12 protein-coding genes are annotated in these 13,118 nt (G+C 44.7%); 6 read left to right on the top strand and 6 right to left on the bottom strand.

The genetic code is table 11. From position 1 onward, the window contains the following. Position 1: 1 nt before the first annotated feature. Positions 2-862: a 4-hydroxybenzoate octaprenyltransferase gene (ubiA, locus tag L5M49_RS13150; protein ID WP_263163724.1), complete on the top strand. Its 861-nt coding sequence runs from the start codon at positions 2-4 to the stop codon at positions 860-862. Positions 863-868: 6 nt separating this feature from the next. On the opposite strand, the gene torT is transcribed toward ubiA, so the two are convergent. Next, entirely contained in the window at positions 869-1,942 is a 1,074-nt protein-coding gene (gene torT / locus L5M49_RS13145) for a TMAO reductase system periplasmic protein TorT (RefSeq protein ID WP_263266231.1), read from the bottom strand. A gap of 332 nt (positions 1,943-2,274) precedes the next feature. On the opposite strand from torT, the gene L5M49_RS13140 reads away from it, so the two are divergent. From L5M49_RS13140 to L5M49_RS13125, 4 genes are all read left to right on the top strand, one after another. Next, entirely contained in the window at positions 2,275-2,670 is a 396-nt protein-coding gene (locus tag L5M49_RS13140; RefSeq protein ID WP_263266230.1) for a VOC family protein, read from the top strand. Between the two features lie 34 nt (positions 2,671-2,704). Next, complete coding sequence (locus L5M49_RS13135) at positions 2,705-3,754, top strand: NAD(P)H-dependent flavin oxidoreductase (RefSeq protein ID WP_263266229.1); 1,050 nt, start codon at positions 2,705-2,707, stop codon at positions 3,752-3,754. Positions 3,755-3,974: 220 nt separating this feature from the next. After that, positions 3,975-4,892 carry a redoxin family protein gene (locus L5M49_RS13130; protein WP_263266228.1) on the top strand — a complete coding sequence of 306 codons (918 nt, stop codon included), beginning with the start codon at positions 3,975-3,977 and terminating at the stop codon, positions 4,890-4,892. Between the two features lie 225 nt (positions 4,893-5,117). Beyond that, positions 5,118-6,197 carry an AI-2E family transporter gene (locus L5M49_RS13125; RefSeq protein ID WP_131524227.1) on the top strand — a complete coding sequence of 360 codons (1,080 nt, stop codon included), beginning with the start codon at positions 5,118-5,120 and terminating at the stop codon, positions 6,195-6,197. Between the two features lie 11 nt (positions 6,198-6,208). Here the strand turns inward: L5M49_RS13125 and L5M49_RS13120 are convergent, their stop codons facing one another. The 5 genes from L5M49_RS13120 to L5M49_RS13100 form a co-directional block, all read right to left on the bottom strand. Beyond that, positions 6,209-6,496 carry a helix-hairpin-helix domain-containing protein gene (locus L5M49_RS13120; protein ID WP_168827746.1) on the bottom strand — a complete coding sequence of 96 codons (288 nt, stop codon included), beginning with the start codon at positions 6,494-6,496 and terminating at the stop codon, positions 6,209-6,211. 124 nt (positions 6,497-6,620) lie between these two features. Beyond that, complete coding sequence (locus L5M49_RS13115) at positions 6,621-7,199, bottom strand: nucleoside triphosphate pyrophosphohydrolase family protein (RefSeq protein WP_105250355.1); 579 nt, start codon at positions 7,197-7,199, stop codon at positions 6,621-6,623. A gap of 174 nt (positions 7,200-7,373) precedes the next feature. Continuing rightward, positions 7,374-7,958: a TlpA family protein disulfide reductase gene (locus L5M49_RS13110; RefSeq protein ID WP_105250354.1), complete on the bottom strand. Its 585-nt coding sequence runs from the start codon at positions 7,956-7,958 to the stop codon at positions 7,374-7,376. Between the two features lie 17 nt (positions 7,959-7,975). Then, entirely contained in the window at positions 7,976-8,395 is a 420-nt protein-coding gene (locus L5M49_RS13105; protein ID WP_105250353.1) for a cytochrome c-type biogenesis protein CcmH, read from the bottom strand. Beyond that, on the bottom strand, positions 8,395-10,494 hold the full coding sequence (locus tag L5M49_RS13100) for a heme lyase CcmF/NrfE family subunit (protein ID WP_263266227.1): 2,100 nt from the start codon (positions 10,492-10,494) through the stop codon (positions 8,395-8,397). Before L5M49_RS13100 ends, L5M49_RS13105 begins: the two co-directional genes overlap by 1 nt. A 549-nt stretch (positions 10,495-11,043) precedes the next feature. Here L5M49_RS13100 and sirA point away from each other — a divergent pair. Next, positions 11,044-13,107 (top strand): dissimilatory sulfite reductase SirA, encoded by a 2,064-nt coding sequence (gene sirA, locus L5M49_RS13095; RefSeq protein ID WP_105250351.1) that lies wholly within the window; start codon positions 11,044-11,046, stop codon positions 13,105-13,107. Positions 13,108-13,118: the final 11 nt, after the last annotated feature.

The raw sequence follows: 13,118 nt of genomic DNA, 5'->3' as shown, positions 1-13,118 counted from the left end.
AATGAATTTAAAGCAGAAGTGGGATGTGTATTCCCGTCTTACTCGAATCGACCGTCCCATAGGTACGCTATTGTTGATGTGGCCATGCTTGATGGCGTTGATGTTAGCGGCGGGTGGTATGCCCGATCTTAAGGTATTGGTTATCTTTATTATTGGCGTGGTGATCATGCGTGCCTGTGGCTGCATTATTAACGACTATGCCGATCGCGATCTCGACTCTTTTGTGGAACGTACTAAATCTCGGCCGCTGGCCAGTGGTGAAATCAGCACTAAAGAAGCCTTGATACTGTTCGTCGTTTTAGGTTTGTCTGCTTTTGGTTTAGTCTTATTACTCAATGGATTAGTGGTTAAATTATCCGTTGTTGGTATTATCCTCACTATCATTTATCCCTTCACTAAACGCATCACCAATATGCCGCAGATGTTTCTAGGCGTGGTGTGGAGTTGGTCTATCCCTATGGCTTACGCCGCGCAGACGGGTGAAGTACCTATCGAGGCTTGGTGGTTATTTGCGGCCAATTGGTTTTGGACTGTCGCCTACGATACCATGTATGCCATGGTCGATAGGGATGATGATTTAAAGGTGGGCATTAAATCCACTGCAATTTTGTTCGGTAAATATGACCGCCAAATCATAGGTTTATTTCAGCTTGCTGCGCTGGCTTGTTTTATCGCCGCCGGTTGGAGCGCCGATCGTGGTTTACTCTATGGCCTAGGTTTACTGACTTTTGTCGGCTTTAGTACTTACCAGCAAATGCTGATCTTTGATCGCGAACGAGCCCCTTGTTTTAAAGCGTTTCTCAATAACAATTGGGCGGGACTCGCATTATTTGTTGGGCTGGGCGCCGATTATTTAGTTTAGCGAGCATCATTTTTGTTGTGGAAGATCCTGATGGATCATCCACTGATTCTGTGGCGCTAATATTTGTTCTAAATCAATCTGGTGGATGTTGTCTTGGGAGATAACCTTGATAACTGGGCTCACTCTGTGGGGATAAGGCGCACCTTCGAGTGCGCGCACCGCCAGATCGATGGCAATCCGAGCCTGCAATACTGGTGAGTCGCTGACCGTCGCGAGTAACTGTTTTTTCTGCACTAATTCTATGGTCTGTGCATTCGAGTAGAACGCGATGACCTTTCCCGTTTTATTCCTACGCCCGTCTAAATAGCGCGCCGCGAAAGTGGCGGCAACTGCATTGGCGATCACATAATCTACACTTTGTTTAGTAAGCACTTTTCGCACTAAATCAGCTTGAATAAATAACTCCGTAGTACCAAACCCTCCTTCAATTGTGTCGAACTCTTGTTTAGCTGCCGCCCGCCTAAATCCTTGTTCCGCCGCCATAACCCAAGAGGCATCCTTAGGCCCTGGAAACCAAGCAACTTTAAGTTTCACTGGCGCTTTATCGACAGGGTCTCGTTGCTGCGATGCAATATACTCAATCGCCGCCGCAGACATATCTTCAAAGCTGACTAAGGAGCGACTCGTGAGTTTGTCGGTCGCGATACCATTCACTAAATCAATAACAGGAATGCCCGAAGCAGAGAGTTGTTCGATATCCGCAATCAGTCCATCGGCCGTATTCGCAGCAATAATATAGGCTTGAGCTTTGAGGGCTTGGCAATCATAGAGTTGTTGTTTTTGTTGCTCAATATTGTCATATCCTCCAGCATCATAAATGCCGAGAGTTACACCTTGACGTTCGGCTTCCTGCGATAACCCAAAGGCGACGCCCCACCAATATTGGTCTTTACCATGGGGAAGTAAGGCGCAGATCCGCCATGCTTTTTTGGCTTGAGTGAGTGGTGTGTATGCCGTTTTTTTGCCATCAGCAATCACATCGGCAGGATACCAAGTTGCCTGCACTGCAAAGGCGAAACTATAGAGGATTAAGGTGAGGCAAATCCTGAGGGAGTAAGCGAAGAATGCAGTAAAATGCATAGGATCATCATGTTAAGTTAACAATAGATTAAGCATAGATGAATGATCCATAGTTGCTAAGTCGATGCTAAATAAAGCTGATTTATTCTTAATAACCAGTGCCATGAAGTGTTATGGCACTTTTATGATGGGCTGCAGAGTGGTTGAAATTGTAGGGTCGTCTTACATTAGCAGGCTTTACGCTTTGACTTGTTCACTGAATGCTTAAGTTTACATTTCACGCTTAAGGCTTAATTGCCACTGCTGGTTTTCGCCATAGTGCTTAGTCTATAGTCATTGGCTAATAGTGGTTTTTTATGATCAATTTCATGCTTAGGTAACAAGGAATCGTTATGTTTATTCCGTCAGGATTTGCACGGGTTAGCCCGTATATGATGATCGCTGATGCCGATAGTTTAGTGGTTTTTTTACAGAAAGCCTTTGATGCTAAAGCGCTACATATTTCCCGTCGGGCTGATGGCAAAATAGCTAATGCACAGATGCAAATCGGCGACTGTTTATTTATGTTGAGTGAGGCGAGTGAAGCTTTTCCGCCTATGCCCGCATCCTATTATTTATATGTGGAAAATGCCGATAAAACTGTGGCTCAGGCACTCGCCGCTGCGGGTGAATTAGTGATGGAAGTGGCGAATATGCCCTATGGCGATCGCCAAGGTGGAGTGCGGGATCCCGTGGGCAATCTGTGGTGGATCTCCCAGCGTTTAGCCGCGGGGCCATATCAGGATTGAACATCAAGTGATAACAAGTCAAAGGAGGTGATGTATGCCGTGCCAGTTAACCCGATTATTTGGAATCGAATTACCAATTATTCAAGCGCCGATGGCGGGTGTTCAGGGCAGTGCCTTAGCGATTGCCGTGTCGCAAGCGGGGGCGTTGGGATCTTTGCCCTGCGCCATGTTATCCCTCGAAACCTTAGATACCGCCTTGACACATATTCGCACCCAGACGACTAAGCCCATTAATGTAAACTTCTTTTGTCATCACGAACCTGAACCGCAAGTAGCGAAACAAGCCGCATGGCTTAATCAACTCGCGCCTTATTTTTCTGAGTTGGGTGTCAATCCTGATAGCCAAACCGTGGGGGCACAACGCGCGCCATATACCAGCACCCAGGCTGCAGTGTTAGCTAAATTTAAACCTGAGGTGGTGAGTTTTCATTTTGGCTTACCGAATGAAGATTTGTTGCTGGAGATAAAGTCTTGGGGTTCAAAAATCATTTCGACAGCGACAACTGTAGAAGAAGCCCTATGGCTTGAAGCGCGTGGTGCGGATGCCATTATTGCACAGGGTTTAGAGGCCGGAGGTCACAGGGGGCATTTTTTATCCGATGATTTAACCGAGCAATTAGGCACTTTTAGTCTATTGCCGCAAATCATTGCCGCCGTTGATATTCCTGTTATTGCAGCGGGTGGCATAGTCGATGCCAAGACTGTGCGCGCCGCTATGGCGATGGGCGCTTCGGCGGTGCAAGTGGGGACGGCATACTTACTCTGTCCCGAATGCACCACCAGTGATATTCACCGTGCCGCCCTGCAAAGTGAGGCAGCGCAGCATACGGCTCTGACTAACTTATTCACTGGTCGACCCGCCCGTGGAATTATGAATCGTTTTATGGCAGAGCTTGGCCCCATCAATAATGCCGCACCGGATTTTCCGCTCGCCTCAAGTGCCGTCGCAGTATTGCGAAGCGCCGCTGAACAACAAGGATTTGGTGATTTTAGCCCACTTTGGTGCGGCCAAAATGCAACAGGTTGTCAGGTGATTCCCGCCGCAGAGCTGACGAGGCAATTGGTGTTAGGTTTGATGGTCTAAGATATTGTTGGATAGGTTATTAATACTCATTGTTATGCTCACCAAGGCTTACATTTAATATGGCTAAATTAGCGGCTTGTTAGTTTATACTCGTCGTTTAAAGGTTGGTTTGTCGTTAGACTGCCGCTTCTTTTAAATTATGTTTTTCTGTACAAATGGCTGCAAATCACTGGCCCTATAGCCGTGGGTGCGAGTGATCTATAAATTTAAGGAAAACAATATGTTGTTACGTAAAATCATTGTTATGTGCTTTGCCGTTATGAGTTTTGCTACGTTTGCGGGCAATAAAGCCTATCAAGATATCGCACTTAAAACCTATCCAGATCAGCAGCAAGTGACTTTAGCCAGTGTTGCGGGTGACAAGCCGATATACCTAAAGTTTTGGGCGACCTGGTGCCAACCTTGTATGGAGCAAATGCCGCATTTTGAAGCCCTGCAGAAGAAATATCAGGACAAGATTAATATCATCGCGGTGAATATCAATATTAATGAAGAGCAGCCTAAGATTGCTGACGTTATTGCGCGTTTCGGGCTTACTATGCCCGTGTGGTTGGATAATGAAGGCGAGCTGGGTGTGGCTTTAGGTTTGGTCGGCACACCCTATAGTGTATTAATCAATCGTGCTGGTGATGTGGTTTACACTAGCCATGAGTCTGATGCCAATTTAGATAAATTTATCGATATGTTGGCGAATGGCCAAGAGTTGACTGCGCAGACAACGGAGGCACCCAGTGCCGAACAAACAGCTAAGTTACTGAAACCTTGGGAACAAGGTGAGCATTTACTTTTTTTTACCGCAACATGGTGTGATTGGTATTTGGCTGATAGCCGCCCAGAAATGTCTAAAGAGTGTATTACCGTTCAAAAAGGTTTAAATAATCTCGCGCAAAAAGTGCCTAATAAAGCGTGGCACGGTGTGGTCAATCATTTGTGGACAGACAATAAAGCGCTCGAAGATTTTAAGCAGCTTTATCAACCTCAAGTCGATTTTAGTATTGATGAATTAGGTGTGTTATTTAATCATTTTAAAATCCGCAATATTCCTACTTTACTGTGGGTTAAGGATGGTAAAGTTATTCAGCGTATTACCGATTTTAGCCAGCCAGAGAAAGTAGTTGAGCAGCTTTCGGCTCAATAAGCTCATTCCAAATGTTAGGCCTTTGATAGATATCCAAAGGCCTTTTGTCTTCAAAGATTGAATAGATACACAGCTCAATATTCGGTGTTAAAGTCATTGCCCATGGGAAGCACTGCGCAATAAACTGATTCGTAGAACGAGTTGGTTAAGCGTTAACCTTGTTTGGTGTAATGCAGAGTGTTTTCCATTTTATCGTTGAATTTTATTGTGGGGGGGTTTAGCACTATGACGCCGATTTTCAGTAATGCCGCTATTGGTCGTAGTTTGTTGGTTTTGCTCTTGTGTGCTGGCGTATTCTTTTTTATCGATTTTTTAGTGCCCGCCTTAGCTGCATTGATTGTGTGTTTTTCAAGTTGGCCTCTCTATCAAAAACTATTGGCAAAATGCGGTGGTCGCTCGGCGTTGGCGGCAACCATTGCCCTGTGTTGTATTGTGCTCGGGCTGATTATTCCGCTGGTGTTTGTATTTTCCTATGCGTTACAAGAGATTAGAACTTGGGTTGATTGGTTGGTGTTTACTAACCAACATGGTTCGCCCGTGCCCTTGTGGATCAAAGACTTGCCTTGGATGGGCGAATGGTTAACCCTGCAATGGCAGCAGTTTATTGGTGAACCCCATGAATTAGGCCAAATTATCAGTGCCATTAGTGGCCAGAATTTGAGTGGCATTTCCCGTTGGGTGCTGCAATTGGGTTGGAATACTTTAGGGTTGTTATTGACCTTACTTTTTATGCTGATCACTTTGTTTTTCCTCTATAAAGATGGTCCGCAAGTGGCTAAACAGTTGGATATCGTGGGTGAGCGAGTGCTGCCTGCTCGCTGGCATAGTTTTTCCCGTGTGGTGCCTGCAACAGTCAGTTCTACCGTGATAGGTATGACGCTTATCGCAATTGGTGAGGGTATAGTGCTGGGGATTGCCTATTGGATTGCGGGAGTACCTTCGGCCGTGGCTTTTGGGGTGTTAACTGCCTTTATGGCCTTGGTTCCCGGCGGCGCGCCAACCATGTTTACCTTGATTTCACTCTATCTTGTCGGCACTGGCGATATGACGGCGGGTGTCGGCTTGTTCCTTTGGGGCAGTATAGAGCTGTTTATTGTTGATAAAACCTTAAGGCCTAATCTTGTCGGTGGGCCGATTAAATTGCCTTTCTTACCGACTTTTTTCGGTCTGATCGGCGGCGTAAAAACCATGGGTTTTGTCGGTTTGTTTGTTGGTCCAGTATTGATGGCCCTGCTGGTGGCCATTTGGCGTGAGTGGTTAAGGGAAGAACCCGAAACGATAATGGATAAACAGGAGGATAAATAGTCGCTAAAGCTTCATTTCTCTAAGGTATTTTTGCGCTCATCGGTGTAAAACCACCAAGGTTTAGGATCTTCACCTGCCATAAAACGGGTGATGGAGATAAACACATCGAGCATACAGGGGTCGTGTCTCTGGCCCGTTTTGTCGCACAGCGTTTGATACAGCTCGTAGGGGTTTCTATCTAACAGCTGCTCAGGCTTATCTATGCCAAGCAAACGTAAATCCGCCGCACAGGCTTTGCCAATATTGGGTAAATCAGTCAATTGCTTAACCTCGGCACGCACGACTTTTGCAGGATTCATACGGATTGCCTCGTTAAAACACACGCTGAAAAGTCATTACTGCTGGATAATCGCTTAGGCGAGATAATTGCCTTGGCGAAATAAGAGCCTGCAAATAACAGGCTCATAAACAAAGCTATCAAATCTAGGCTTTAACCAGTGTAGTCAGATCCGCTGGGCGATAGTAAACCGATTTTAGTACCTTGCCTTGGCGAACCACTTTACCTGCCATTTCAACATCTTTAGCGCATTTCGCTATGATGAAATCACCTTGCTGACTACCGACAATTTCAACACCTTGTTTGGCATAGAAGGCAATGGTCTCGGCCAGTTCTTGCTCGTTACGGCACACTTTACTCATATTGCTCGAGTGGACTTCATCCCAGCAGCTAATAAAGTCGATTTCACGGTTTTGAGCCACGCAAAGCAATAAGTCAATCAGGTAACTGATTTCGAGTCTATCCGTCATTGCTTGCGCGCCTAAGTGCACTAGGCGGCCCATTAATACGTATACAGAATCGACGATGGCATCGGCCTGTTCGATACGGCTATCGGCTTCAGCAAGTTCAGTTAACTCCTCAATAATCAGTGAAGTATGTAAAGTGTCGGCCTTGTCATCTAAAGAATCAACATCATTAACGGGCAAGTCGAAGGTGCTACGAAACTCACTGATATCACGATATAAGTGGTCATAAATAGGTTGAGTTAAGCGGGTGAGTTTCATCTGATTTGCCTTGAAATAAAGAGTTTGGCGGCAATTTTAAAGAAATGCATCGCAGAATACAAAGATAGGGCAGAGATAAAAATACCCGCAGCCAAATAGGCGGCAGCGGGTTTCGGTAAATTTTGGCGGATGACCGAATGGAGAAATATATTGTGAGTCTGTGTTACTTGGTGATTATTGGCCGTATTTTGCAATCAGTTGATCAAGATAAGGGCCAACGTCTTTATCAGCCCAATCGAGATATCCCCGCACAAAACCGACAAGATTACCTTTAGCATCAAAAATATAACTGGCGGGTACGACATTCGCGGGAATGATTTGTTCTATGTTTTGCTCTGGGTCAAGCCAAGTGGCGTAGCCGCTAAAGCCATGTTGGTTAAGAAAAGGGCGTACATCTTTAGATTCTTCATCGATAGAGATTGGAATGATGGCGATATTCTTCCCTTGATACTGCTGCTTAAGTTTTTGGAGTTCTGGAATTTCCCTTAAACAGGGGGCGCACCAGGTTGCCCAAAGATTGACTAAAACCAATTTTCCTTGGTGCTGTTTTAGGGTTTGGGTTTGTCCTGATTCATCAATAAAGGGAACTTCTGGTACGCCGCGTGCGTGCTGCATTTCTATAAAACCAGTCATCACAAGGGGCTTAGGGAGGGGCTCTCCCGTACTGTAAAGTTTATTGTCTAGTGAGTGGGCTGAGCTGCTATTAGAAAACAGACCCAAACACACGAGTAGAACAAAGGGAAAATAGTGTAATTTCATCTGGTTATCCTTTACTTTTAAATAGTCGTTTGTGTTTTTCTACGGGTTACCAATGCGAGACACAACCCAACACCAAGCACTAATAACAGCAGTGGCCCAAACCAAAGTGCGAAGGTGGAGGCTTTAAATTCAGGTTGATAACGGATTTTTTGACCATAGCGTTGCACCATAAAATCGATAATCTCATCTTGGCTTTGCCCCTGTTCCAGCATCGAGAATATTTGTGCTTTGAGTTCGTGGGCGATTGGCGCCTGTGACTCAAATAGGCTCTGATTCGTCGCCATAGGGCAACGCAGCACTTTACTGATATCTATTGCCTGTTGCTGGTAGGAAAGGCTTGATATGGGCTGAGCTTGCGCAACGGATAAGCATGGGATCCCTATCCCACATAAGGTGATAGGAAGCAGTAAGACTAAAAAGCGCAATATTGGATTCATTAGGCAAGTGTCTCCTGTGGTTTGTGATGGGATAGGTTACCTAAGGTTGTTAAATCAGCTTGGTAGCTAAAATGGCGAGTAGGCCAAGCGGCAATCGCCCCACCTAGCATCATTAATAGCGCACCAAGCCAGATCCAACTCGCAAGGGGTTTATAGCTGATGCGGATAAGGTATTCGCTGTCACTTAATTGCAGCCCCATAGACACATAAATATCCCGCCATAATCCATGGTCGATACCCGCGTGGGACATTTCCATCCCATTGCTTTTAAAGGTTTGGCGTTGCGGCCTAACGTAACCGAGGATCACTTCATCATTCGCACCATCGCGGATACTGATATTGGCTTGGATTGCCGTAAAGCTGTTGGTTTCGACATTCTCAGTGCTTTCATACACTAAGATATAACCCGCCAACGGTTTACCTTGGCCAGGGCCCATTCTGAGGAGGGCTTCCTGTTCAAAAAAGGAGACGGATGTTGCTCCAATAATAGTGATAGCCACCCCAAAGTGAGCGAATAGCATGGCTATAAACCCTTGCTTTGATGATTTAACGGGAGGATTTAAGCCGTGCTCACTGCGGTTTTGGGTTAATTGACAGGCATATATTCGTCTACCTAATCCCGAGGCTGCCAATATCGTGAGCAATAAACACACTAGCAACCAAAGTGCTGCGGCAGTGCCAAGGAGTAAAAATAAGCTACTGCCCGAGGCGGCTTGTAAGCTTACCCAGCCTGCGACGGCTAATATCACTAGACTAGGAATGAGCAGGAAAGTAATACGAGTCTTTGAGGCATTTTGCCATTGCACTATTTGCCATTGCACTAAGGGCGCAATGCCCATTAACAGGACAAGCAAGAAAGTGAGGGGGACAAATATAGCGTTGAAATAAGGGGCCCCCACTGAAAGTGTACCTAAATCGAGCAGCTCATAGATCAAAGGGTAAAATGTACCGAGTAATACGGAAAACGCTGCTACGACTAAGATAACGATCCCGAGCAGTAACAGCGTTTCCTTACTGAAAGGCGCGAAAGCCACATCCTGTTTTAAATGGTGGGCTTTGAGTGCAAAAATGAGTAACGCAGCCCCAACAAAAATCACTAATAAGCAGAGGATTGACATGCCACGGGTCGGATCGGCGGCAAAGGCATGTACCGATTGCACTATGCCGGAGCGCACCAAAAAGCTACCGAGTAAACTGAGTGAAAATGCCAATAAGCACAGCAGCAAAGTCGTGATTTTAAAGCCATGAGTACGTTGAGTGAGAATGAGGGAATGCACTAATGCTGTTGCCACAAGCCAAGGAATAAAGGAGGCGTTTTCTACCGGATCCCAAAACCACCAACCACCCCAACCCAGTTCGTTATAGGCCCACCAAGATCCAAAGGCATTGCCGCCCGTTAGAAACACCCACGCTAATAATACCCAAGGTCGTAAATAGTTAATTTGACGAGTATTAAAACCACCACCGAGCAGTGATGCTAACGCTGCAGCAAAGCAAACTGTGAGGCCAACATAACCAAGAAAGAGCATGGGCGGATGCAGTATGAGTCCTATGTCTTGCAAAATGGGGTTAAGATCTCGCCCTTCAATTGGAATGTTAGGTAATAAGCGGGCAAAGGGATTAGAGGTAAAGAGTAAAAATAAGTTAAAACCAAGGATCACTAATGCCAAAATAGCCAACAGTCTCGCAAAATACAGGGCGTCTTGGTATTTATCGCTGGCCTTATCTTGAGTGCAATCCGCCATCTTTATGCGATAACTGATGATCGCCCCCCAAAGGGCAATCGCAAATATCCAAAACAGCATTGATCCTTCGTGGCTGCCCCAAACGGCGGCCACTTTGTAACCCAATGCTAATTGGCTATTAGAGTGGTTTGCGACATAAGCAACAGAAAAATCATCAGTCATAAAGCAATAAATTAAGCAAAGAAGTGAAAGAAATACTGAGGTAAATATGGCCCTAAAGAGTGTAGGGCTTAATCCCACCAGATAGGCATTATTCTGCTTAACACCGATTAAGGTCAGTGCTGCAGAAAATAATGCCAATACGCTACTGATGATCAGTAATATATGTCCAATTTCTGGAAGCATAGTTGTCATTTATTATGCCTTAGAATAATGTGGTCGCGGTAATATAGTGTTTACAGTTGGCTATTTTGCCCGTGTGATTTTCACATGCTGATTTTTATTAATTTCGCTCAGAAACTTGAGTTGTTTTCTTGTGATTTTAAATTTACATATAAGACCTTATTGGAAAAAGTCAGTTTAATTACAAGCTTTAATCACTGTTGATTTTAAGATTAGTCGAGTTTTTTATTTAATAATGTGATCTTATCCGTTATTAAATCATTCCTTTTTACGCTTGATGTTTTTTGAAAAATAAAATGCATTTTTAGTTTTTTTTATAACTGAAATGTGCTTTTTAACTTCTAAAAAACAAATGACATTAATTTTGTAAGCTATTGTATTTTATTTGTTTTGTTTGATTTAATTCATCTTGATTTATCAGCGGGAATTTAGTGTGCTCTAGCTCTGATTTTTAATGGTTTTTTGCCTCCACCATGCTGTAACTGGTCAATTGTTTATGTCGTTCAGTGAGCAATTAGGTTCAGTGGAAAATAAAAAACTAATGATAATTAGGAGTGAATGATGAAACGATGGAAATCCAAAATAGCACTCAGCGTGCTGTTTTGTTTAGGTACTATCGTCAGTGTGGCCGGAATAGCATCCGATGCTAAACCGGGCGAGGTAAAGCCTGGCTATGGTAATAAACAACAGAGTGCGGAAGCTCAGGGAATTATGGCTAATCCCGATCTAACACTAGAGTCCCGTGGTGTAAGAACACTGCAGGATTATATTGTTCAGGAAAAAGAGTTGTTTGATTTTCTTTTTGAAAATCATCCGGTATTTAAATATGCCGAGCAAGGTCGTTTAAAAGGAACCTATAAGGTCAGTGACCGTGGTGAAGAATACTTACACGGTGGTGATAGCCAAAAATATAGCCAACATCAAGAGGGCAATCGCCCTATGGCATTGCAATATCGCCTCGGTGCCAAGTCGATTTTGGACTTCCCAAATAAGTTTGTTGGTCCTGAAAAATGTGGTGAGTGCCACGGCCCACAATATGAAAAGTGGAAACGTTCACGCCATTCAAAAACCTTACGTTTTCCGGGGAGTCATCCCGAAGTCGATAACGATTTAAACAAAACTATGTATGGCACTAAGGATACTTCTATCCTGCCAGACGGCATTACCCCTGATGCAATTTATGCGACGGTGGGAACACCAAGAACCAAATACGGCTTTATCGATAGCTACTTAGTACGCGGTACTTTCCATGTGAAAGACGGTTTACTCAAAGATGGTACTGGCACTATGGTCGCCGGTGGTAACCAATTCTCCCGTGGTTGGGCTGAATGGTTAACCCCTGAAATGGCGAAGAAAATTCAGAAAGTTATTCCTGAATTTCCAACTAAAATGGAAGATTTTGGCGCGAGTGGTTCACACCAATGGGGTATGAGCTCCTATGGTGCTAAATACGAGAAGGAATTCTTATTCCAACCTGCGAGTTCCTATTGCGAAATGTGCCACACCTTTAAGTTTGATTTTAAAACTAAAGATGAGTTTTTTGCAGCCCTTGGTAATCCTAAAGAGCTCCAAAAACATACGGTGTCACTCGGTATTACCTGTGAAGAGTGCCATGGCGCAGGTGGTCATTTAGACGGCGGTATCGGTGGTGGTATGCCTTCTAACTGTGAGCGTTGTCACCAGCGTTTTAACTTCGTAGAAGAACTTGCGCAAACCCCACAGGGTAAAGAAAAACTGGAATATGCCTTTAACGTGAAGATGAAATCTTCGTGCCCATCTTGTGGTACAGAAGGTTCGCAAATGTTTGCCTCATCTCACTACGATAAGGGTATGCGTTGCTCTACCTGTCATGATCCACACGAAGTGACTGATGGTGATTGGAAATCCGGTATTACTAAACCAAAACTCATCAAAGAATGTACCGATTGCCATACGGCACAGGCTGAAATTGCGAGTAATACCAAGACCCACAGTAAACAAACTTGTCAAAGCTGTCATATGCCAAACATGGGTAGTTGTGAAAACTTCACTGCGATCCAGTTCCCTGATATGGCCGGTTTCGACAACGTTCGTAAGTCGCACATGTGGAAAATCGATGTCGATCCATTGCGTAAGACGCTTAACCCACCTGAAGGTAAGTCTCGCGACTCATCCACTAAGGGCTGGACTGTGGCGAAGGACGAAAATGGCCATAACTACCTCGATCTCATGTGGACCTGTGCTCGTACTTCCGCTTCTGATCACGATGTAGTGGATAACAAAGGTTGCCATAGCCAATTCCAATCTAAGTTGGGTGAGGGTCTGCACTTTAAAGATCAACAGCAAATCTACGGCAAAGTTCAGAAGTGGCAAAAACCAGTGAAAGAAACCTATGCCAAAGTAGAAAAAGCCCTTATTAGCATCGATAAGTCGCCCAATATGGCGAAGTTATCGGTAGAAGATAAGACGCAAGTGCTGTTGTTGACCGATAAAGCTCAAGATGTCCTCAAGCTGATTAAAGCCGATGGTTCATGGGGTGTTCATGGTGCGCGTTACTCACAAAAACGCTTAGATGCCGCCTTGACCTATGTGACCCAAGCCCAAGCCATTATTGATGGTAATGCGCTGAGTGCGAAGAAAATATAGTTTAACTTGAG

The organism is Shewanella sp. SM74 (assembly GCF_025653725.1).
GTDB lineage: Bacteria > Pseudomonadota > Gammaproteobacteria > Enterobacterales > Shewanellaceae > Shewanella > Shewanella oncorhynchi.
The sequence above is the reverse complement of the archived record's forward strand: the minus strand, read 5'-3'. Positions and strand labels throughout refer to the sequence as shown.

Excerpts from the sequence above, each read along its gene's own strand:
- ubiA (WP_263163724.1), top strand. The coding sequence starts at position 2 with ATGAATTTAAAGCAGAAGTGGGATGTGTATTCCCGTCTTACTCGAATC.
- torT (WP_263266231.1), bottom strand. The coding sequence starts at position 1,942 with ATGCATTTTACTGCATTCTTCGCTTACTCCCTCAGGATTTGCCTCACC.
- L5M49_RS13140 (WP_263266230.1), top strand. The coding sequence starts at position 2,275 with ATGTTTATTCCGTCAGGATTTGCACGGGTTAGCCCGTATATGATGATC.
- L5M49_RS13135 (WP_263266229.1), top strand. The coding sequence starts at position 2,705 with ATGCCGTGCCAGTTAACCCGATTATTTGGAATCGAATTACCAATTATT.
- L5M49_RS13130 (WP_263266228.1), top strand. The coding sequence starts at position 3,975 with ATGTTGTTACGTAAAATCATTGTTATGTGCTTTGCCGTTATGAGTTTT.
- L5M49_RS13125 (WP_131524227.1), top strand. The coding sequence starts at position 5,118 with ATGACGCCGATTTTCAGTAATGCCGCTATTGGTCGTAGTTTGTTGGTT.
- L5M49_RS13120 (WP_168827746.1), bottom strand. The coding sequence starts at position 6,496 with ATGAATCCTGCAAAAGTCGTGCGTGCCGAGGTTAAGCAATTGACTGAT.
- L5M49_RS13115 (WP_105250355.1), bottom strand. The coding sequence starts at position 7,199 with ATGAAACTCACCCGCTTAACTCAACCTATTTATGACCACTTATATCGT.
- L5M49_RS13110 (WP_105250354.1), bottom strand. The coding sequence starts at position 7,958 with ATGAAATTACACTATTTTCCCTTTGTTCTACTCGTGTGTTTGGGTCTG.
- L5M49_RS13105 (WP_105250353.1), bottom strand. The coding sequence starts at position 8,395 with ATGAATCCAATATTGCGCTTTTTAGTCTTACTGCTTCCTATCACCTTA.
- L5M49_RS13100 (WP_263266227.1), bottom strand. The coding sequence starts at position 10,494 with ATGACAACTATGCTTCCAGAAATTGGACATATATTACTGATCATCAGT.
- sirA (WP_105250351.1), top strand. The coding sequence starts at position 11,044 with ATGAAACGATGGAAATCCAAAATAGCACTCAGCGTGCTGTTTTGTTTA.